This window comes from Staphylococcus sp. FSL W8-1270, assembly GCF_038007165.1.
Classification (GTDB): Bacteria; Bacillota; Bacilli; order Staphylococcales; family Staphylococcaceae; genus Staphylococcus; species Staphylococcus hominis.
The window spans coordinates 2,220,898-2,242,699 of sequence record NZ_JBBOWQ010000001.1 but is presented as its reverse complement, the minus strand read 5'-3'; the positions used below and the strand labels follow the sequence as shown (position 1 = coordinate 2,242,699).

Here is a 21,802-nt window from a genome sequence, read left to right as displayed (position 1 = left end):
CGAATACCCAAAATAAGAAAAGCCGAGCTATACCAATAAGACTTGGATTCACACAAGAGGGTATATTGAGAAGTGATGAATGTTTACAAGGGGAATTCTCAGATAGTTATGTGTATAGCTTGTTGAGAAAAGAATATGAAAGTCAAATTTAAAGATGAGAAATTATTTAAAATTAATAATAGCTTTTAATTATTTAATTATCTACTTGACAGAAAGCGTTTTAAATGAGCGTTTCTTATATTTTAATACAAAGGTAATCAATAATTAAAATGGAAAAATACACTTATATTAAGTTTTCGCTTCTACTCTTATACAATCAATACAAAAGGTTAAAAATTTAAGTTCAATTTGATTTAAGTTCTGGAACTAAAACTTTCATAAAGGAGGTTTACATTCAATATAAATTAGGTTATATACATAGTTGAGATAGAAAGAAGAAAGCATTTTGAATTCTTTATCTTACTCTTAACTTTATACATTTTTTAAGTGTAATCATTTTGAATATAGTTAAAGAGATTAGAACGTAAAACTTTTTTTAAAATAATTTATATAATATAATAATTTCTATCTATTTAAGAGTAATATGTAAACAATATTGATTTTAATTGAAAGAAGGTGAATTGGTGGCAAGGAAATCTAAGAAACAGTATATTTTAGAATCTGCAGCTAATATAGTAAATAGACAAGGTACTGACTATTTAACATTAGATGCAGTAGCAAAAGAAGCAGGTATAAGCAAGGGTGGTTTGCTTTATCATGTTAAAAATAGAGAAGGTTTAATAAAAGAGCTTGTCAATTATGCTAATGAATTATATCGAGAAAATGTAAATAGCCATATTGATAATACACATTGTAAACAAGGACAATGGTTAAATGCGTTTATTGAAGCAACGAAAGAACATCGTGTTGAAAATGCGCCTATTACTTCTGCAATGCTTGCTGCACAAGGTTCAAATAAAGCGCTACTCTTACCATTAAAATCTTTATATGAAGATTGGCAATCTCAAATTGTTAATGACGGTCTAGATGAAGTAGATGCAACAATCATTAGGTTAGCCGTTGATGGTTTATGGTTATCAGAAGTTTTTGGAATAAGTGCAGTTGACGAAGCAATGCGTGAAAAAGTAATAAATCGGTTAAAAGAAAAAGTAGAAGTAGGTATTAATAAAGAAAAAAAATAAATTTTCAGGTTTTAAGCTGTTAGGTGAGAATGAAACTTTTCAGCTTATTTTTTATGTCATGGTTGAAACTTTACCGACCAGTTGGTATAGTTTATAACGTATTTAAAATATAAAGGAGTGCTTACCTTGAAAAAAGTGGTATTAACTGCAGCAATTACAGGCGCTGGAGATACAATTGACAAAAATGAAAATGTTCCAGTAACACCTCAAGAACTTGCTGATTCAGCAATTAAGTGTGCAAAAGCTGGAGCAACAGTAGCACATATTCATGTTAGAGACCCTAAAACAGGTGGGGTGAGTCATGATCCAGAACTATATAGTGAAACCGTAAGACTCATTAGAGAGGCAGACGAAGATATTATTATTAATGTAACAGCTGGTGGCGGTGGCGACTTTATCCCAAGTCAACAACACCCAGAAACAGGCGGTGAAGGAACCTGGATTCAAACACCAAAAGAGCGTCATAGACCAGTAGGAGACACATTACCAGAAATGTGTACGCTTGATTGTGGCAGCGTTAATATGGGAGATTCGATATATATTAGTCCCGCTTCATGGCTGAGAGAACAAGCACAAATGATTAAAGATGCAGGTGTACAACCTGAGCTTGAATGTTTTGATACAGGTCATGTCAGTTTTGCAAAGCAACTTGTTGATGAAGGTTTAGTCGAACAACCTATGTTCCAGTTTTGTTTAGGTATACCTTGGGGTGCTGAAAATGATGCTCAGACGTTAGACTATCTTATTTCAAGAATCCCTGAAGGTGCGCAATGGTCTGCATTTGGTATTGGTAGAATGCAATTACCAACAGTTAGAGAAGTTGCTAAACGTGGTGGAAATATTCGTGTTGGTCTTGAAGATAACCTGTATATTTCAAAAGGTGTTAAAGCAACAAATGAAGCATTAGTTGAAGAAGCTAAAAAAATAATGAAAGAATATGATTTAATACCATTAACACCTGCAGAAGCAAGAGAAAAATTTAATCTTAAAAATAATAAAGGAGATAAATAATGAAGTTTGCAGTAGTTGGAACAGGCGTGATTGGTAGCGGATGGATAACAAGAATACTCGCCCACGGCCACGAAGTTATTGCTACAGATCCTAGTGATGGTGCCTATGAAAGAATGCTAACACAAGTTAAACAAAACTGGCCTTATGCTAAAGAAATGGGATTATCTGAGGGAGCATCGTTGGATAATTTAAGCTTTACTACTGATTTAAAATCGGCAGTTAAGGATGCAGATCTTATTCAAGAAAACGTTCCTGAAGTAGAATCGATTAAAGATGCTGTTTTAAAAGAAATCGATTTTTATGCGAAACCGTCTGCCATTATCGGTTCAAGTACCTCTGGTATTATGCCAACTGAGTTACAAAAGAATTTAAAACACCCTGAACGTTTAGTAGTAGCACATCCTTTTCACCCAGTATATATTTTACCTCTTGTTGAAATTGTACCAGGTCAAAACACCTCAGAAGAGACAGTTATTAAGGCTGAAGAAGTTTATGAGAGTATTGGTATGGATGTGCTTCATGTGCGAAATGAAATTGAAGGACATATTGCAGATCGTCTAATGGAAGCATTATGGAGAGAATCATTACATATTGTTAATGATGGTATTGCAACAACAGAAGAAGTAGATAAAGCATTTACGCATGCAGCTGGTTTACGTTATGCTCAATATGGACCATTTATGACATTCCATCTTGCAGGTGGAGAAGGTGGCATGAGACATATGCTTAAACAATTTGGTCCTGCATTGAAAAAACCATGGACTAAGTTAGTTGCACCCGAATTGACAGAGGATCTTTATGAAAAAGTGGTACGCGGTAGTGAAGCGACTTCACAAGGATATACAATGTCAGAACTTGATCGAAAACGTAATGAATTCCTTATTAAAGTAAAACAACTCGCAGAAGAATACTGGCCTAAAGATACAGCATCAATGAAAAAATCTAAGCAACATCAGAAGGTGTAAAGCTATGACAGCTCAGTTTGTTTATCATACTGATGTAAAATCATCTTGGGTTGATTACAATGGACACATGAATGATGCTGAATATAATCGTGTGTTTAGTGATGCAACTGATGCTTGGTTAGCATACATTGGACTTGATCAAGAAGGAATTCAATCGTTACACTATACCATTTTTACATTAGAAAATCATATAACATTTTTGAAAGAAATGAAGAAATATGAACCTATTGAAGTAAGAGTGAGTTTATATGATTATGATAGTAAGAGACTTCATATCTTTATGGAAATGTTAAATGATGACATGGTATGTAGCGCAGTATATGAAGTTATGCTAATGGGAATAGATACAGTCACAAACCGACCGGCTCCATTTCCTAAAAGTATTACAGAATCTATAGTAGCGTATTTTAACCAAACTTCTGATGTAAATGTGCCTAAACAATTAGGCCATCAAATCGGAATTAGTAGAAACAAATAAAGTTTGTATTGATAATCGAATGCTTGAAATATTGAGGACTTAATGTGCCTTGTTTTTACTTAGTAAACTTTGTATAACATTCACTTTAAGTTCTCTTTTTTAATAAATGATAGATAGAGAGGAATTGGACATATGTTAAGCATTAGAAACTTATCAAAAGTCTATGCAGGTGGTAAGAAAGCGGTAGATAATATGAATATTGATATTGAATCAGGAGACTTTATCGCTTTTATTGGAACGAGTGGTAGTGGAAAAACAACTGCATTAAGAATGATCAATCGAATGATTGAATCATCAGAGGGCGAAATTACAATTAATGGCAAAAATATTAAAGATATCAATGCAGTAGAATTGAGAAGAAGCATTGGTTATGTAATTCAACAAATTGGTTTAATGCCTCATATGACAATTAAAGAGAATATTGTACTCGTACCTAAATTATTAAAATGGTCGCAAGAAAAAAAAGATAAAAAAGCAAAAGAACTAATTAAACTTGTTGATTTACCTGAAGAGTATTTAGAACGATATCCTTCACAGTTATCTGGTGGGCAACAACAACGTATTGGCGTGATTCGTGCACTAGCAGCTGAACAAGATATTATTTTAATGGATGAGCCGTTTGGTGCTTTGGATCCTATCACAAGAGATACATTACAAGATTTAGTAAAAAAATTACAACAACAATTAGGAAAAACATTTATTTTTGTAACGCATGACATGGACGAAGCCATTAAATTAGCAGATAAAATTTGTATTATGACGAACGGTAAAGTAGTGCAATATGATACACCAGATAATATTTTACGTTATCCCGCTAATGATTTTGTTAAAGACTTCATTGGACAAAATCGCTTGATTCAAGATAGACCAAATATTAGAACTGTAGAAGACGCAATGATTAAGCCGATAACTGTACATGTTGACGAATCATTAAATGATGCAGTTAATATTATGAGAAAATATCGTATAGATACCATTTTTGTCGTTGACAATCAACATCATTTACTTGGTTATTTAGATATTGAAGATATCAACCAAGGATTACGTAGTAAAAAAGAATTAATTGATACGATGCAACGTGATATTTATCGCGTTAAGGTAGATAGTAAATTACAAGATACAGTACGTACCATTCTTAAGCGTAATGTAAGAAATGTTCCTGTTGTTGATACGGACGGACATACTTTAATTGGACTTGTAACACGTTCTAACCTAGTTGATATCGTATATGATACACTTTGGGGTGGAACGACTACTGAAAATCAAGGTATTGTGGATCCTAAAGAAATTGGGGCTGATAACGTATGAATTATTTAGTAGAAAATAGTGGTATGTTACTGAATAAAACGTTAGAGCATCTTTACATTTCTATCATGGCTCTCATACTTGCTATGATTGTTGCCATTCCTTTAGGTATTTTGTTGTCAAAGAAAGAAAAGCTATCAAAGGTGTCGTTAACTATAGCTGGTATTTTACAAACGATTCCTACACTAGCGATTTTAGCTTTAATGATTCCCTTATTTGGTGTAGGTAAAGTAACGGCAATTATTGCGTTATTTATATATGTTTTACTACCTATATTAAATAATACAATTGTGGGTGTTCAAAATATAGATCGTAATATTGTAGAAGCTGGCCGCAGTATGGGAATGACTAATTTTCAATTAATGAAAGATATTGAATTACCTTTAGCATTACCAATGGTTCTAAGTGGGATTCGTTTGTCGTCAGTCTATGTGATTAGTTGGGCAGCACTTGCGAGTTATGTTGGCGCTGGTGGTTTAGGTGACTTAATCTTTAATGGTTTAGCATTATATGAACCAGAAATGATTATCGTAGGTACGATTTTGGTAACGTTGTTAGCATTAATCGTTGATTTAATTTTAGCTCAAATTGAAAAATGGATTATACCAAAAGGACTTAAAATTTCCAGATAAACAATAAAGGAGGACATTATGAAATATTGTAAAAAGTATATTGTTGTTTTAGTGCTATGTCTAACTGTGTTATCTGGATGTAGCTTGCCAGGTTTAAAAAATAGTAGTTCAGATGATGAGGTTAGAATTACATCTCTAGGAACAAGTGAATCTCAAATTATTTCACATATGTTAAGACTACTCATTGAACATGATACAGATGGAAAGATTAAACCAACTTTAATCAATAACTTAGGGTCTAGTGTAATTCAACACAATGCTATTACGAGTGGCCAAGCTAATATGTCAGGTACGCGATATACAGGTACGGATTTAACTGGTGCATTAGGCGAAGATCCAATTAAAGATCCTGATAGAGCAATGAAAGTGACACAAAAAGGATTTGAAGAAAAGTTTAATCAGACTTTCTTTAATTCATATGGTTTTGAAAATACATATGCACTAATGGTAACAAAAGAAACAGCACAAAAATATAATTTAGAAACAGTTTCTGATTTAAAGAAACATGCTAAAGATTTGAGAGTAGGAATGGATAGTTCATGGCAAAATCGTAAGGGTGATGGATATCCTGGATTTAAACAAGAATACGGTATCCATTTTGGTACTGTTAGACCAATGCAAATTGGTTTAGTATACGACGCATTACATTCAGGTAACTTAGATGTCGCTGTAGGCTACTCAACTGATGGTCGTATCGCGGCTTATGATTTAAAAGTACTGAAAGATGACAAGCAGTTCTTTCCACCTTATGATGCTAGTCCTTTAGCAACAGATAAACTATTAAAAGAAAAACCACAATTAAAACCAATTATTGAAAAATTAGAAGGTAAGATTTCAACTGAACAGATGCAAGAATTAAATTATCAAGCAGATGGAAAAGGTAAAGAGCCAGCAACAGTAGCAGAAGATTTCTTGAAAAAACATGATTATTTTGAAAATGATGCAAAACAGAAAGGCGGTCGAAATTAATGAATGGTAATTTATTTGAACAACTTATTTCTTACTATCAAACAAATTCAGGCTACCTTTTTGAATTGTTTATTAATCATTTCCTAATGTCAGTGTATGGTGTATTATTTGCGTCAATTATAGGTATTCCTTTAGGCATCATTATTGCACGATTTGGAAAATTATCAGGCGTTATCATTACTTTAGCGAATATCATACAGACTGTTCCTGTCATTGCGATGTTAGCGATGCTTATGTTAGTAATAGGATTAGGCATCAATACGGTTATTTTTACAGTATTCTTGTATGCTTTACTTCCAATTATAAAAAATACTTATACCGGTATTAAAGAAGTAGATATTAATATTAAAGATGCTGGAAAAGGAATGGGAATGACACGTAATCAAGTCTTACGTATGATTGAGTTACCACTTTCTTTATCAGTAATTATTGGTGGCATACGTATTGCACTCGTAGTTGCAATAGGTGTTGTTGCTGTTGGTTCGTTCATTGGAGCGCCTTCACTTGGTGATGTCGTTATTCGTGGTACGAATGCTACTGATGGTACACTATTTATCTTGGCTGGTGCATTACCAATTGTTGTGATAGTAGTTCTTATAGATATTGTTTTACGTCTAGTAGAGAAAAAATTAGATCCAGCTACACAAACGAATAATTAATAAAGTATTTAAGGAGTAGATAATATGGCTTTAATCCAGATGAATTACTTATCAAAAACACTTGGAATGCATCAATCTTTAAATATTATTTTACCTGAAGATGACAGTTACTTTGATCCATCGAACGAGACAAAAAAACTTAAAACAATGTTGTTATTTCATGGACTATCTAGCGACACTCACTCGTATATAAGATATACAAGTATAGAACGATATGCTAATGAATATCAATTAGCGATTATAATGCCTAATGCAGATCACAGTTTTTATACGAATATGGCTTTCGGACACAGTTATTATGATTACATTTTAGAAGTTTACAATTATGTACACCAGATTTTACCGTTGTCTAGAAAAAGAGAAGATAATTTTATTGCAGGGCATTCAATGGGAGGATATGGAACAATTAAATTTGCACTAACACAAAGTCAATTGTTCTCTAAAGCTGCTCCTTTATCTGCCGCATTCGACGTTTCCATGCTTAAAAATTACAAATGGTATGATTTTTCACCAGAATCTATAGTCGGAACGAATAAAGAAATAGTTGGTAGTAATTTTGATCCTTATTATCTTGTTGATAAAGCTATAGAGAAAAATATTGATTTACCAGAGTTATTAATTATGTGTGGTACAGAAGATGAACTTTATAAAGGTAACTTAGATTTTATTAACTATTTAGATAAAAAAAATGTACAGTATGACTTTATAAAGAGCCCAGGAAAACATGATTATGCATTTTGGGATAAAGCTATTGAGAAAGTAATTAAAATATTTACAAATAATATATAAAATAATAAGACCATTAGTCTAACAATTTTGACTAGTGGTCTTATTATTTTATTCTTATATAGAAAGATTTAATATTGATTATTCATTTACAAGTTAATTTAAAAATCAATATATATTATTTAAGGCAATAGCAACAATTGAGTTTTATTAAAAAGGATATTTTGTTATTAAACAAATAATTCAATAATTTTATAGATTATATGTAACTAATAAAGAAATTGATAAATAAATTATTACAAATATAAATGAGGGGAGAAGATATAAAAATTTTATTATTAAAAAGAAATTATGAAATAATTATTCATATCTTCCCAAAGTTTTGTAATTTTAATGCTTTTTTTCGTGCTTAGTAAGCCATGTAATTTTGAAGTATAGAAAAATGTAATTTTACTTCTTTTATATTTTGTTGATAGCAACTCTATTAGTCATATTTTCTAATCTTCTTTTGTTTCTAATTTTTCTAGACGAGACAAAGGAGTATCAAACATTACTATAGCTTTAATAGCGGTTTTGATTAATCCAAAGCCTTATTAATAGATACTTTTTTATTTATTTATACGAAGCTTAATCATTAGTTAAACCTACTACTTGCTTAATATTCTTAGCTCTTTTTTTTAGTTTTTTTAAATCAGATTCAATATCGTCCACTAAACTATTTAAACTTGTTATCATGGTAGAATAGCCTCGAAACATAGTAATGCCATTTTCTACAGTTGGGTTACTATTGGGTCTGTAAGGCATTATATTATGTGTGTATTCATCTCTATATCTCATAGTACGTATAGGAACATCTTTATTAAGGATATTGCCGATTTGTCTATGTGTGTCGTTATTTGAAGCTATCAAATTTTCTACTAAATTTCGTTTAAAACCTATATCTTTTTTTACTTCATAATGTGAAGTATATTCTTGAGCTAATGAATATAATAAATCATTTAATGTATGTAGAAAATGTAAAGTAATATTATGAAAATAAAAAACCCAATAATAGTTTCTTTCTTCTTCGTTAACAGTTTCAATTAAATTTATTGAATATTTTAAATTTACAAAAGAATTACAGAAATATTCACAGGTATCATGTATAGAATTAATAGTAGAAACTATATTTGAGCCTAACCTATCCAAACCATTAATCAAATCATTAAATTTAGAAAAGTCGAATATATCTAATTCTTTAAGTAGCTGATCGTATTCATATTCAAAATAATTTTCATCAATAAAAAATGGTTTCATTGATTTTAGTTCCCTTCATTTTTGAGTATAATTATTTTAATATATTTTGAACAATAGGTAAAAGCTTACAAAAAACTAAAAGAGGTAAAGTGAATGAAGTGGTATAAAAATGAACAATTATTGAATTACGCGAAGAAAGCTGATGAAGCTTTAGATAAAAAGGATCCCAATTCATTATATGAAATTAGTGAGAAATTGGAAAAATTATCAACCGATTATGTTGAATCTAAGATGATGTATGCTTATTATTTGTACATTAGTTTTACTAGTTTAAATAATTACATTGATATAAAAGTTAATAACAAAGAAACCGTAGAATGGGAAAAACTAATTGAAAAAAGCTTGTTTTTAGCTAGAACTGCGATTAATTCAATGGACGAATATTTAAAAGATACTGAAATTGATGAGATAGAATACATATATTTAAATGGTATATATAATAGTGTAAAAACCAATTATTGTAATCTACTTATTTCTATAGGGAAATATTCATCTGCAATATTTGAGATGAGAAAATTAGCAACTTCTCAGTTTGGTATGGCAATTGGAAATTTAGGGACAGAAATTTTTGATTATGCTTGTTTTGATTATACAGATAATAAAGAGTCTCTTTATAAATACGCTTATCAATTGTTAGATACGGCTTTAACTTATGAGGATAGTATAGTACATCCTAATGCAAAAGCTTTTTATCAAAGTAAAATTGATATTCTCGATGAAATCGATAATTTTAATCCGTATGATACAGAGTACAATGTGGAATCTATATTAAAAAAAGATAGATTAGATGATCATAACTTTACAAATAATATTACTAATGAAGACTACTGGGATTGGGTGGCAGAAAATAGTTTAGCATTGAACACAATAAATGATATAGATTATATGACTAAAAATAATCAAGACACTCTTCATTTGCCAAATATATTAACGTCAATTAATGATCATTCATCATTTTATGGAATTTTTAATCAAATTAAACAAGAGTATTGTTCTGCCAGATATATACTTTATGAAGGGATGTATAATAACAAGAATCATTTTTCAGATGAAAATGTATATTTAGTAAATACAATTGACTATCCTAAATATGGTTTAAATATAGAAAGAGTAAAGGCAGCATATAGAAGTGCTTATGCATTGTTTGATAGAATTGGATATTTTTTAAATAAATATTTCAAATTAGGATTGAAAGATCGTGAAGTTTCTTTTAAAAGAATTTGGCAAAGTGCTAATAATGAAATATATGAGGTGTTTAAAAATAATATTGCCTTAAAAGGCATGTATTGGACGTATAAAGATTTATTCGCTAAAACTAAATCAAAGAATTTGGATTGTATAGATAAAAAGTTAAGACGTACTTATACGATAAGAAATATAATGGAACATAGGTATTTAAAGGTATTAGATAGTAATTTTATAGATCAAGCCACTAGTGATTATGATAACTTATCATATACTATTACATCAGATGAATTAAATGAGTTAGGGATTAATTTAATTAGAATATGTAGAGAATTAATTATATTATTATGCTTTACAGTAAATATAAATGAAAATAATATAAATAAAGATGAAAAAGATAAATTTGTAATTATGGCGCTCCGCGAATTTAGTGACGAATGGAAAATTTAAAATAAAGTAGATTTATAAGCTAGCGATAAAATCAAGTCGCTAGTTTTTTCAGTTTAAAAATTAAAAGGTTAAATTTAACCGTTGACAATTAAAGGGTAGTGCTATATACTTAGGTTAACGTTAACCGAGGGAGGAAATTATGTTGGATTTATTGAAACAAGTAAACACATTAAGGGGTTCAATGACATTAGAAGAATTACAGGAATTAGTAATTAAAAAAATTAGCAAACAAGAAATTGACAATGAGTTTAAGGATAATTCGACTAAAGAAATAATCAAACAATTAGAAAATAAGACAGTTCAAGAATTACAAAGTATTTATTATGACTTGCAAATTATGAATCGTCATTCAGTATCAACTTATACTGAGTCTATCGAATCGCTATCTTTAGAGATTTTCAAAACTTATAGTAATCAAAATTCACTATTAGATTTAGGTTCGGGAACAGGACATATGCTATGGAGAGCGAATAAGGAAGGTCATTTTAAATACTTAAGGGGTGAAGAAATTAATCATAACGTAGCTGAAATTAGCGAACAGCTTCTATCTCAATCAGAAACGAATATAGAAATTAAAAAAATTGATTCTACTTTAAATTTTGGAAGCAATGATAAATTTGAATGTATTTATTCAGATGCATTATTTTTAAATGCAGATAATAAACGTTTAAAACAAATTGAAGATTCCGCTTCTAACAGTTATCTAAAGACAAGAAGTAAATTCTCTGAATGGATATTTACAAATCGTATTTTAAATAATTTAGAGGATAAGGGTGTAGGAACTATTGTAGTAAGAAACGCTGCTACATTTACTGAAATGGCTAAAGATATACGTAAAGAGTTGATAGAGAAGAATTTAATAAAAGCAGTTATTCAACTTCCTTCGAACTTGATTACTAATACGGCTATACCTACAACTTTATTAATTTTGCAAAAAGACAATAGCGATAAGATTACATTTATTGATGCTTCAGAAATTTATACTCAAAAGGGCAGAATGCAGAATACTTTTGAAGATGAAAATATTACAACTATTATGAAAGCGCTAGAAGAAGAAACTGAAATTTCTGTAAAAGTGAATAAACAAGAAGTCAAAGATAATGACTATAATTTATCTCCTATTCGTTATTTAGTTAATATTGAAGATCGTCTTGTAAGTCCTACCGAGTTAACTAACATCGTAGAAACGATTCGTGGAAAAGATGTATCTAAAAAAAGATTAGATGAGGAAGAAAGTAAAGATAAATCAGGTTACTTACTTAATTTATCTGATGTAAAAGATTATAAAATTGATACTCCTAAACAACAAATCAGTCAAGATATACTCGATGAATATGAGAGATATCTATTAAAACCTAAGGATATTGTATTAAGTACAAGAAGTTCGGATTTAAAAATAGCTATTGTTACCGAAAGTTTAGCTAAAGATAATCTAATTATTTCTTCTAATTTTAATATTTTAAGAATTAAAGACGATAAAGTGAGTCCTTACTATTTATTTGCATTTTTAACAAGTGAAATAGGTGTTGAACAGTTAAAACAACTAATGACAGGAACTGTGATTAATGTTATTTCACAAAAATCTTTGCAAGAATATAAGGTGTCTATGCTAGATGAAGAAACTCAAGAAGACATCGCCTTTAAAATGGAAGAAGAATTACTCGAATATTATAGTTATCTGAAAAAAGTCAAAAACTTTAAAGAAAAATTACCACAACTTTTTAATGAAAACGGAGGGGAATAGGATTGGGTAAATTAAGTATCGAAGAACTAAATGATTTTTTAGAAGAATTGTTCGAGAGATTAAAACAAGAAGCAAGGCTATACAATCAACAAAGTGAATTTGATACTTTCTTAGAACGTTATCAATTTGAGAAAAATGATAGTAATCAAGGTCATCTTTATAATGACAATGCTAAAGTTCTCATTTTAGGGGTAAGAAACGGGGGCTTAAAAGCTAAAGATATTAACGGCATATTTAAAAAAGCGAGTTTAAAAGATAGATATGAAATTGTTGAATATGATGATTTAACAAATTTTGATATTTCTACTTTAGAAAATTCAACACAATACACGGATGTATTTATTGGTGCTGTCCCTCACAAAATGAGAGGGATAGGTGACACCGATAATCCAGTCCAAACGATTATGGATGGATCAGAAACGATTTATCCTAAAATACATAAACTAATGACAAGTTCAGGCTTAAAAATAACTAAAACAAATCTAACAGATGCTATAGCTAGTTCAGTAATATTTGATAATACGAGAGTAATTACTAGTTAGAACATAAACTAAGGGGGAACAAAAATGAATTTATACGTAATTGGGAATGGCTTTGACATAGACCATCACATTGCTTCAGCTTATACAAACTTTAAAGAATCTTTAGCTGATTCAGATGATGATAATGCGAAATTATTGCTTGAAATAATTGAAATAGCTCATCAAGAAAATCAAGAAAATTTATGGAAAGATTTAGAAGAAAGTATAGGTAGACTAGATTTAGATTACGTTGTTAAAAAGAGCGATAAGTATATAAATCCAGCTATTACTTTTTCTACAAGTTTTAGCTTTTTTTTTAAAAAGTGGATAGAAAAATTAAAAAATGATAAAATTTCTGAAGCAACTCCTAAAAAAGATTTGAAATATTTATTTAATAAAAATGAAGATATATTTTTAAGTTTGAATTATACCCCTACTTTGGAAATGCTTTACAACATTAATAAGAATAATATTAAATATATTCATGTAGTTAAAGATGGCGTAGGTTATGAATTTGGACATAAAAAAGTAGAAAATATTCATTCAATAGGCCATTCAGCCTTTGGTTTTAATAACTACCTAAAACATCAGTTAATAAAAGATACTTCTAGAATATATAAAGATAATCAAAATTGGTTTGAAGATTTATCCGACAAAAAAATTGAAAATATATATTTTTATGGTTTTAGTTTTGCGGATATCGATTTAATATATATAAAAGGTATTTTTAATAATATTAATAAAAACGAATTAGAAAATATCTATTTATATAATTATAAAACTCAAAAAGAACAAGAATACGAAGAGCAAAAGAGTATATTAAATAGTTTAATAGACGAAGCTGAATTAAATAAAAAAGTAAAAAGATTTCTAATATTAGAGGATTAAAAGAAAGTATCCCTCATTTTGAAGGGATGCTTTTTATTTACAAATTAAAGTAAAAGGAAATATAAATAAATTCAAACTCAAAATTTAATGTAAATTATACTATTACAATATATATATCTATGCTATTATGACTTTAATTTACTGAATAATTAGGAATTTTTACTGAAGGGGGATCGGGATGATGTTTGGGTACGAGGTCAATGAACATGTTAAGTTGAAAATTTTGGAAGAACGTGAAGCGGATCAACTTTTTAAATTAGTAGATAGTAATCGTGAGTATCTAGCGGAGTTCTTGCCATTTGTAGCATACACAACTGAGGTTGAACACAGTAAGAAGTTTATTCAGTCGGCCTTACAACAATTTGCGCGTGGAGATGGATTCCATTGTGGCATTTGGTATGACCAAAAACTTGTAGGAGTCATTGGCTTACATTATTTAGACTTGGTTAACAAACGCACGTCGATTGGTTATTATTTAGCTGAAGATTTCCAAAAGAAAGGCATCATGACTAGATGCACTAAAGCACTTATTCAATATGTATATGAAGAATATGATATTAATCGAATCGAAATACGAATGTCTACTAAAAATAAGAAAAGTCGAGCTATACCAATAAGACTTGGATTCACACAAGAAGGTATATTGAGAAGTGATGAACGTGTACAAGGGAAATTCTCAAATAGTTATGTGTATAGTTTGCTTAGAGAAGAATATGATGATTAATTCTATTGTAAATACACATTCAAATTTATCTTCAAGACGATTTTATAATTATTTTTTAAGTAATCAATAAACGTATGATATCCACTTATAGATTCATTCCGAACATAATAGAGAATAGAATCATCTCTTTCTATTTTAAGCTTATTGTTTAGTAAACCTATATATAATAAATTAAAAAAACCACTTTCAATTTACGCTCCAGAATAAATTGAAAGTGGTTAAAATTTTTATGTTAGATTAAGAGTAATACAAGCATAGGATAACACAATAAAACCTATTGTAAAGATAGAGTCAATTATAGGTTATAAATTATAATATTACAATATTTAAGTTTTAAAGTGATAATTTAATGAAGTTTTAGCTAATATGTGGACAATTATATTTAATAGATTAATAATGGAAGTGTAGAGAGAAATCAATTTTTTAAGCAACTTAATCTTTCTTTTGATTCTTATTTTTCGTATTGTAATGGTAAATACGCTAATATGTATTTTCTATATCATATATTTGTGAGCGTAATTTACTGAAGAGTTATTAAATGATGCAGTATAAATATTTATTATGGAGGGAAAGCTCTATGGCAAAAATTATTTATCAATCTCCAGGAAGATATGTACAAGGAAAAGGAGTTATCGAATCTATCGCAGATGAAACACAACGTTTAGGTTCACATGCATTAATAATCTCAGATGAAGTTGTTTGGAATATAACTAAAGATCAAATTGATCAAAGTTTTTCAAATAATTCAGAAGTTAATTATGATTACGAAACATTTAAAGGCGAATCTTCAGAAAATGAAATTAATCGTATCGTTGATGAAGCTAAGACAAAAGGCATAGATGTAGTCATTGGTTTAGGTGGTGGAAAGGCACTTGATACAGGTAAAGCAGTAGCCAATGCTTTAAATGCAAGTGTTATCGATTTCGCTTCTACTGCATCAATGGATGCACCTACGGCAGCCGTATCTGTTATTTATGATGATAATGGCGTATTTAGTGGTTATGAATTTTACCCTAAGAATCCTGATACAGTAATGGTGGATTCACAAATTGTTGCGCAAGCGCCTGTACGTTTATTTGCTTCAGGGATGAGTGATGGATTAGCTACTTTAGTTGAGGTAGAATCTACGTTACGTAGACAAGGAAAAAATATGTTTAGTGGAAAACCATCATTAGCTAGCTTAGCGATTGCGCAGAAATGTGAAGAAGTAATTTTTGAATATGGACATAGTGCATATGAAGCAATTAAAAATCATATTGTATCTCCACAAGTTGAAGCAGTGATTGAAGCGAACACATTACTTTCAGGTTTAGGATTTGAAAATGGAGGACTTGCAGCTGCTCATGCAATTCATAATGGTTTTACAGCACTTGAAGGCGATATTCATCATTTAACGCATGGTGAAAAAGTGGCCTATGGTATTTTAGTCCAATTAGTATTGGAAAATGCGCCAACAGAAAAATTTGTAAAATATCAACAATTTTTAAGTAGTATCCATATGCCAACGACTTTAGAAGAACTCCACATTGCCGATAAAAGTTATGAAGATTTGGTTCGCGTAGGTGAGCGTGCTTTAGAACCAAATGATACTTTTGCAAATTTAAGTGATAAGTTAAATGCAGATGACATTGCAGACGCTATTTTAACAGTAAGTGAATTATCTAAAAGTACGTTGAATTCCAAAGGTTAATTTTCGTAAAGAAGATAACTAAGAATAGATAAGTAATTAGAAGGATAAAGATAAAACTTATGTCTTTATCCTTTTTTGAAAGAGTATTTTTATATTTACTAATATGAAAATTCCAAGTTTAAATAAAGAAAATGATGTTGATATTTAATCTTAGATAAACTTACTTTGAATATGCCAAAAGGAGTCGCTTTTTGATGAAAAAATTAATTAAAGAAAAAAATAATATTTTAACAGACATGTTAGAGGGTCTCGCTTTAACGAATGATAATATTGAAATTATTTCAGAAACAGTTGTTGTTAAAAAAAATAAAAAAAATTCAGGAGTTGCCTTGGTATCAGGCGGTGGTAGTGGTCATGAACCAGCACATGCGGGTTATGTAGCTAATGGTATGCTTGATGCGGCAGTATGTGGTGAAGTTTTTACATCTCCGACTCCAGATAAAATTTTAGATGCTATTAAAGCAGTCGATACAGGCGACGGTGTATTATTAATCGTTAAAAATTATGCTGGAGACGTTATGAACTTTGAGATGGCTCAAGAAATGGCACAAATGGAAGATATTAAAGTTGAACGTGTCATTGTGAATGATGATATTGCTGTTTCAGATGTAGAAAAACGTCGTGGCGTGGCTGGTACGGTATTCGTTCATAAATATGCAGGTTATTTAGCGGACCAAGGCCTATCTTTAAAAGATATTAAAAACAAAATTGAAGCGTTTATTCCTAAAATTAAAAGTATTGGGATGGCGCTTACTTCACCAATGGTGCCAACAACTGGGAAATATAGTTTCGATATTGATGATAATGAAATGGAAATAGGTATCGGCATTCATGGTGAAAAAGGGTTACACCGTGAAGCGATTCAATCGGTTGATGTTATTATTGAGCGTTTACTAGATGAGTTGTTAAAAGAAGTGAAAGATCAATCATTAATTGTTATGGTAAATGGTATGGGAGGCACGCCTTTATCTGAATTAAGTATTGTGGCGAAGTATTTAAATCAACAATTCCAAGAACATGACATAGCTGCTAAACAATGGTTTGTTGGTGATTATATGACATCACTTGATATGCAAGGTTTCTCCATTACAGTGGTTCCTTATAGTGAAGAAATAGAAAAAGGTCTTTTAGCTCCAACAACAAGTCGTTATTTTTAAATAAAAATAGAGATAATGAGGTGACTTTTCAATGAATGTACAAGACATGAAAACAAGACTACTTAGTTTAGTTGAAACTTTTAAAGAAAAAGAAAGTGAATTAACTGATTTAGATCGTGCCATTGGTGATGGCGACCATGGAGTGAATATGGTCAGAGGATTTGAAGCGTTAGAACAAGGTCTGGATGACACAGATATGAAGTCATTATTTAAATCAACAGGAATGACATTAATGTCTAAAGTGGGCGGTGCCTCAGGTCCTTTATACGGTTTTAGCTTTGTTAAAATGGCAAATGTCGTTAAAGATGATATTGACAAAGAAAATTTAAAAGAGATGATTGCTGCTTTTTCAGAAGCCGTTAAACAACGTGGAAAAGTAGAATTAAATGAAAAAACAATGTATGACGTAATTGAACGTACAAGAGAAGCATTAGATAAAGATGAAAACATTGATTTTAACACATTACAATCATATGCTGATGAAACTAAAAACATGATAGCCACGAAAGGACGAGCATCATATTTTAAAGAAGATTCAAAAGGTTATATCGATCCAGGTGCTCAAAGTAGTGTTTATATTTTAAATGCAATGATAGGAGGAGAGGTAAAATGACTTCAATAGTAATTGTGAGTCATAGTAATAAAATTGCTGAAGGTATCAAAGATTTAAATTTACAAATGACAGATAATGGCATTAATATCATTGATATTGGTGGCTTAGATGATAATGGTATAGGGACATCTTTTGATCGTATTCTTTCAGTGATAAATGAATTAGATGACGATGCAATATGTTTTTATGATATAGGATCTGCTGGTATGAATCTTGATATGGCAATCGAAATGTATGAAGGTTCACATCGCATAGAAAAAATAGAAGCTCCTTTAGTAGAAGGTAGTTTTATCGCGAGCGTTGCACTTAAATCGAATAAAACAATGGATGAAGCTATCGCAGAAGTCAAAGAACAATTAAAAAATGATTAAGTGAATATATTATGAGGTCAAAGATGTGTAGAGGTCTTTGTCCTCTTTTTTTATTAATTTAAACTGCAGTGATTGAATGTCAATGTTCATAGTGGTTTTATATAATAAATAAATTATCTTTCAAGTTTTTTGAAATACACATTATAAATGAAAACTAAAATAAAAATTACTATAATATAGCAATAGAAAGGATTAAAAAGATGGCTAGAAAATATAATGCGATTAAATACGTCATTAAGAAAAAAAATGACGATCTTGAATTATATGGATTAAGATTGTATGAGTTTAATATAAAGGATGGAAAAGCTATAAATATTAGCCAACCGATTTTTGTGAATAGAGATATTTTAATTGATAAAATACAAGATGGTGAAGCATTTACTCGTGCCTTTAGAGTAAGTCAAAATGATTATTATGCAGGCCAATCGATTGCTCTATCGGTTAATAAGCATGGATATATTAATAATAATTTTGAGGTTTCGCGAGATGTGATTAGAAACGTTGAAGAAAGTATCTTAGATTATAAATAAAGTCATCAGTTATAGAAAAGCGTTAAATTAAAAAGGAAGTATAGCACTCCCTTTTTAATTTAATATATAAGTGACTTATTTTTTTAATAAAATTTTAATTCCTCTGATAATGTTGAGGATATATAATATTAAAGCAATTAAGAAGAACACAATAGCAATGATTAAAGCAATAACAAATATTAATAATTGATGATCGAATGGTTTATCAAAGACCTCTTTTGAAAAAATAAATGCGGCTCTACCTATAAAAAAACTGATCCACGTTATAACATGGTTCCCTAAAGCTTTTTTACCATGCTCAGACGTTGGCTCATCTGAAAGTATCCATACCAATAAAGGTAAAATGACAGGCGCAAAAAAGATACTTAAATAACTCAATGCTGATAAAACATAACTATTGTCATTTTTATGCATCTTACTATTTGTATTTTCCACTTTTTTCACCTTCTTTCTCTTTACTTATTATAAAAACATCAATAATAAAATATTACAACAATTAATAGATAAACTTACAACACTGTAAGTATTGAGAAAAGAAAAATATCGTTTTTATACATTTTCTAGATAAATAACTAATAAGTTTTTATTTAAGATTTTATATAATTAAAAGTATCAATTGTATATGTATAAATATTAAAATTGAAAAAATATTATACTTAAAAATTACTTGTTTGCTATATAAATTTTTGATAGCATTAAATAAGTAAGCGTTTTCACTAATTTTATAGGGAGGTGCATAAAATGAATAATTCCTCAATAAAACAATTTATTGAAGAGGGTAATTTAACAATTGGTATTGAATTTGGTTCAACTAGAATTAAAACGGTAGCAATTGATGACAACTGTAAAACATTAGCTACAGGAACGTTTGGATGGGAAAATACATATCAAGACGGATATTGGACATATTCTATGAACGATGCATGGATAGGTCTACAAAAAAGTTATAGTGAAATGACTAAAGTTATAAAAGAACAGTATGGGACTACAGTGAAAAAAATTAAATCATTGGGAATTAGTGGGATGATGCATGGTTATTTAGTATTTGATCAAAAAGAAGATTTGCTCGTTCCGTTTCGAACTTGGCGTAATAATAACGCTAATCATGCAGCCCAAATATTAAGAGAAGCATTTCAGGTTAACATTCCAGAACGTTGGAGTATTGCTCAATTATATCAATCAGCTATAGATGATGAGTCTCATGTTGCTAAAGTAGATTATATGACCACACTTGCTGGTTATATTCATTGGTACTTAACAGATGAAAAAGTATTAGGTATAGGTGATGCGTCGGGAATGTTTCCTATTGATGTAGAAACTAAAGAGTATCGACAAGATATTGCTAAAACATTTAATCAACTTTTTTCTGAAATGGGATATCATCAAGATATTTTAGAGATATTACCAAAAGTTGTGGTAGCAGGTGAAAATGCAGGTTATTTAACAGAAACAGGAGCAAAACTTATTGATCCCAATGGTCAATTAGAAGCAGGCTGTCCTATGTGTGCTCCAGAAGCTGACGCTGCAACTGGGATGGTAGCTACAAATAGCGTAGCTCCAAAGACTGGTAATATATCTGCGGGAACAAGTATCTTTTCAATGATTGTATTAGACAAATCATTGAAAAACGTTTATCCGGAAGTGGATATTGTCACAACACCAGATGGCTATGAAGTAGCCATGATACATGCGAATAATTGCACATCTGATATTAATGCATGGGTTGATTTATTTGGAGAAGTATTAGAAGTAATGAGTGTCAAATATGAAAAAAGTGAGCTTTTCACAAAATTATTTGAAAGCGCTTTAAATGGTGATGATAAACTTGGAAATTTACTTTCTTATGGTTATATATCCGGAGAATTTATTACAGAGGTTCAACAGGGTTATCCTATGTTAGTACGATCGATAGATAGTTCATTCGATTTAGCTAATGTAATGAAGACTCATATATATAGTGCATTTAGTACATTAAAAATTGGTATTGATTTATTAAAAGAAAATGAAGATATTGAAATTCATTCAATATATGGGCACGGAGGTATATTCAAAACCAAAAAAGTTGCTCAAACATTTTTAGCAGCAGCAATGCAAAGCCCTGTTAGTGTTATGCAAACAGCTAGTGAAGGTGGAGCATGGGGGATTGCTGTTTTAGCTAGGTATCTTGTAGCAGAAAACGATGTAAATTTATCTAGTTATCTTAATGAAATTGCTTTTAAAGATACTGAGTCCATCAAAATTAAACCAAATGAAAAGGAAATAGAAAGCTTTAATCGTTATATTGAACGTTTTAAAAAAGGTCTTCCTATAGAACGTCTTGCTAACGAACAACTTTAAAAAAATCACAAATATATAAAGGGAGAAAGTGGAACTATTGTGACTAATGATTTAACTAAACAAAATTGTCAGTTTTTAGGATTACCTAGAGTATTAATTGGGGTTATGTAGCGGTAGCTATATTTATGACAGGTGATAGATAGATTTGAACAAGTGTTTTTGTCTAAGTATATTGTCGGGCTTGGATATAGTGATTCACAAGCAGGTAGAGTGATAGCTATATATGGATTAATAGTAGCACTGGCTTCATGGATGTCTGGAGTACTAGCAGAAGTATTTAGTCCACGTCGACTGATGATTTTAGCATTTATAATATGTATTATTTTTCATGTTGGATTTTTAACTTTAGGTTTAGCTCAACAAAATTAAG

Annotated in this window: 22 protein-coding genes and 2 pseudogenes; 22 read left to right on the top strand and 2 right to left on the bottom strand. The window is 30.1% G+C overall.

The genetic code is table 11. From position 1 onward, the window contains the following. Nucleotides 1–2 precede the first annotated feature (2 nt). The 10 genes and pseudogenes from NSU06_RS11200 to NSU06_RS11155 all read left to right on the top strand — a co-directional run. Nucleotides 3–152: pseudogene (locus tag NSU06_RS11200) on the top strand (GNAT family N-acetyltransferase); the annotation flags it as partial. A gap of 471 nt (nucleotides 153–623) precedes the next feature. Next, complete coding sequence (locus NSU06_RS11195; RefSeq protein WP_017175641.1) at nucleotides 624–1,181, top strand: TetR/AcrR family transcriptional regulator; 558 nt, start codon at nucleotides 624–626, stop codon at nucleotides 1,179–1,181. A gap of 126 nt (nucleotides 1,182–1,307) precedes the next feature. Next, the gene (locus NSU06_RS11190) at nucleotides 1,308–2,192 is read left to right on the top strand and encodes a BKACE family enzyme (protein ID WP_017175642.1); all 885 of its coding nucleotides are present in this window, start codon (nucleotides 1,308–1,310) and stop codon (nucleotides 2,190–2,192) included. Continuing rightward, a complete protein-coding gene (locus tag NSU06_RS11185) occupies nucleotides 2,192–3,157 on the top strand; it encodes a 3-hydroxyacyl-CoA dehydrogenase NAD-binding domain-containing protein (protein ID WP_017175643.1) in 966 nt (321 codons plus the stop codon). Before NSU06_RS11190 ends, NSU06_RS11185 begins: the two co-directional genes overlap by 1 nt. A 4-nt stretch (nucleotides 3,158–3,161) precedes the next feature. Further along, the gene (locus NSU06_RS11180) at nucleotides 3,162–3,635 is read left to right on the top strand and encodes a thioesterase family protein (protein ID WP_017175644.1); all 474 of its coding nucleotides are present in this window, start codon (nucleotides 3,162–3,164) and stop codon (nucleotides 3,633–3,635) included. Nucleotides 3,636–3,767: 132 nt separating this feature from the next. Then, nucleotides 3,768–4,943 carry a betaine/proline/choline family ABC transporter ATP-binding protein gene (locus tag NSU06_RS11175; RefSeq protein ID WP_017175645.1) on the top strand — a complete coding sequence of 392 codons (1,176 nt, stop codon included), beginning with the start codon at nucleotides 3,768–3,770 and terminating at the stop codon, nucleotides 4,941–4,943. Continuing rightward, nucleotides 4,940–5,572, top strand: a complete 633-nt coding sequence (locus tag NSU06_RS11170) for an ABC transporter permease (protein ID WP_017175646.1) — start codon at nucleotides 4,940–4,942, stop codon at nucleotides 5,570–5,572. Before NSU06_RS11175 ends, NSU06_RS11170 begins: the two co-directional genes overlap by 4 nt. Nucleotides 5,573–5,590: 18 nt before the next feature. Beyond that, nucleotides 5,591–6,541: an osmoprotectant ABC transporter substrate-binding protein gene (locus NSU06_RS11165; RefSeq protein ID WP_017175647.1), complete on the top strand. Its 951-nt coding sequence runs from the start codon at nucleotides 5,591–5,593 to the stop codon at nucleotides 6,539–6,541. Continuing rightward, entirely contained in the window at nucleotides 6,541–7,200 is a 660-nt protein-coding gene (locus NSU06_RS11160; protein ID WP_017175648.1) for an ABC transporter permease, read from the top strand. The genes NSU06_RS11165 and NSU06_RS11160 overlap by 1 nt, the downstream gene beginning before the upstream one ends. 24 nt (nucleotides 7,201–7,224) lie before the next feature. Next, nucleotides 7,225–7,989: an alpha/beta hydrolase gene (locus NSU06_RS11155; RefSeq protein ID WP_017175649.1), complete on the top strand. Its 765-nt coding sequence runs from the start codon at nucleotides 7,225–7,227 to the stop codon at nucleotides 7,987–7,989. Nucleotides 7,990–8,553: 564 nt separating this feature from the next. Here the strand turns inward: NSU06_RS11155 and NSU06_RS11150 are convergent. Continuing rightward, nucleotides 8,554–9,222: a Cthe_2314 family HEPN domain-containing protein gene (locus NSU06_RS11150; RefSeq protein ID WP_017175650.1), complete on the bottom strand. Its 669-nt coding sequence runs from the start codon at nucleotides 9,220–9,222 to the stop codon at nucleotides 8,554–8,556. A 93-nt stretch (nucleotides 9,223–9,315) separates the two neighbouring features. On the opposite strand from NSU06_RS11150, the gene NSU06_RS11145 reads away from it, so the two are divergent. The 10 genes from NSU06_RS11145 to NSU06_RS11100 all read left to right on the top strand — a co-directional run bounded on the left by NSU06_RS11145 (nucleotide 9,316) and on the right by NSU06_RS11100 (nucleotide 19,095). Next, nucleotides 9,316–10,857, top strand: coding sequence for an LA2681 family HEPN domain-containing protein (locus tag NSU06_RS11145; protein WP_017175651.1), 1,542 nt, complete (start codon nucleotides 9,316–9,318; stop codon nucleotides 10,855–10,857). Between the two features lie 139 nt (nucleotides 10,858–10,996). Next, nucleotides 10,997–12,601: an N-6 DNA methylase gene (locus tag NSU06_RS11140; protein ID WP_017175652.1), complete on the top strand. Its 1,605-nt coding sequence runs from the start codon at nucleotides 10,997–10,999 to the stop codon at nucleotides 12,599–12,601. Between the two features lie 2 nt (nucleotides 12,602–12,603). After that, the gene (locus tag NSU06_RS11135) at nucleotides 12,604–13,143 is read left to right on the top strand and encodes a hypothetical protein (protein ID WP_017175653.1); all 540 of its coding nucleotides are present in this window, start codon (nucleotides 12,604–12,606) and stop codon (nucleotides 13,141–13,143) included. A 24-nt stretch (nucleotides 13,144–13,167) separates the two neighbouring features. Next, nucleotides 13,168–14,010: an AbiH family protein gene (locus NSU06_RS11130; RefSeq protein WP_017175654.1), complete on the top strand. Its 843-nt coding sequence runs from the start codon at nucleotides 13,168–13,170 to the stop codon at nucleotides 14,008–14,010. A 181-nt stretch (nucleotides 14,011–14,191) separates the two neighbouring features. After that, complete coding sequence (locus NSU06_RS11125; RefSeq protein WP_017175655.1) at nucleotides 14,192–14,734, top strand: GNAT family N-acetyltransferase; 543 nt, start codon at nucleotides 14,192–14,194, stop codon at nucleotides 14,732–14,734. A gap of 577 nt (nucleotides 14,735–15,311) precedes the next feature. Beyond that, the gene (locus tag NSU06_RS11120; protein WP_017175656.1) at nucleotides 15,312–16,424 is read left to right on the top strand and encodes a glycerol dehydrogenase; all 1,113 of its coding nucleotides are present in this window, start codon (nucleotides 15,312–15,314) and stop codon (nucleotides 16,422–16,424) included. A gap of 194 nt (nucleotides 16,425–16,618) precedes the next feature. Beyond that, the gene (gene dhaK, locus NSU06_RS11115) at nucleotides 16,619–17,581 is read left to right on the top strand and encodes a dihydroxyacetone kinase subunit DhaK (RefSeq protein WP_019834703.1); all 963 of its coding nucleotides are present in this window, start codon (nucleotides 16,619–16,621) and stop codon (nucleotides 17,579–17,581) included. A gap of 31 nt (nucleotides 17,582–17,612) precedes the next feature. After that, nucleotides 17,613–18,194 carry a dihydroxyacetone kinase subunit DhaL gene (gene dhaL, locus NSU06_RS11110; protein WP_019834704.1) on the top strand — a complete coding sequence of 194 codons (582 nt, stop codon included), beginning with the start codon at nucleotides 17,613–17,615 and terminating at the stop codon, nucleotides 18,192–18,194. Next, nucleotides 18,191–18,565, top strand: a complete 375-nt coding sequence (gene dhaM / locus NSU06_RS11105) for a dihydroxyacetone kinase phosphoryl donor subunit DhaM (RefSeq protein WP_019834705.1) — start codon at nucleotides 18,191–18,193, stop codon at nucleotides 18,563–18,565. The genes dhaL and dhaM overlap by 4 nt, the downstream gene beginning before the upstream one ends. A 200-nt stretch (nucleotides 18,566–18,765) precedes the next feature. After that, nucleotides 18,766–19,095, top strand: a complete 330-nt coding sequence (locus NSU06_RS11100) for a hypothetical protein (RefSeq protein WP_340780007.1) — start codon at nucleotides 18,766–18,768, stop codon at nucleotides 19,093–19,095. A 75-nt stretch (nucleotides 19,096–19,170) separates the two neighbouring features. Here NSU06_RS11100 and NSU06_RS11095 read toward each other — a convergent pair whose 3' ends face one another. Continuing rightward, entirely contained in the window at nucleotides 19,171–19,530 is a 360-nt protein-coding gene (locus NSU06_RS11095; RefSeq protein ID WP_025987127.1) for a DUF4870 domain-containing protein, read from the bottom strand. 306 nt (nucleotides 19,531–19,836) lie between these two features. Here NSU06_RS11095 and NSU06_RS11090 point away from each other — a divergent pair, with 306 nt between their 5' ends. Next, complete coding sequence (locus NSU06_RS11090; RefSeq protein ID WP_079335384.1) at nucleotides 19,837–21,432, top strand: xylulokinase; 1,596 nt, start codon at nucleotides 19,837–19,839, stop codon at nucleotides 21,430–21,432. A 39-nt stretch (nucleotides 21,433–21,471) separates the two neighbouring features. Further along, nucleotides 21,472–21,798, top strand: a pseudogene (locus NSU06_RS11085) (MFS transporter); the annotation flags it as partial. Nucleotides 21,799–21,802 lie beyond the last annotated feature (4 nt).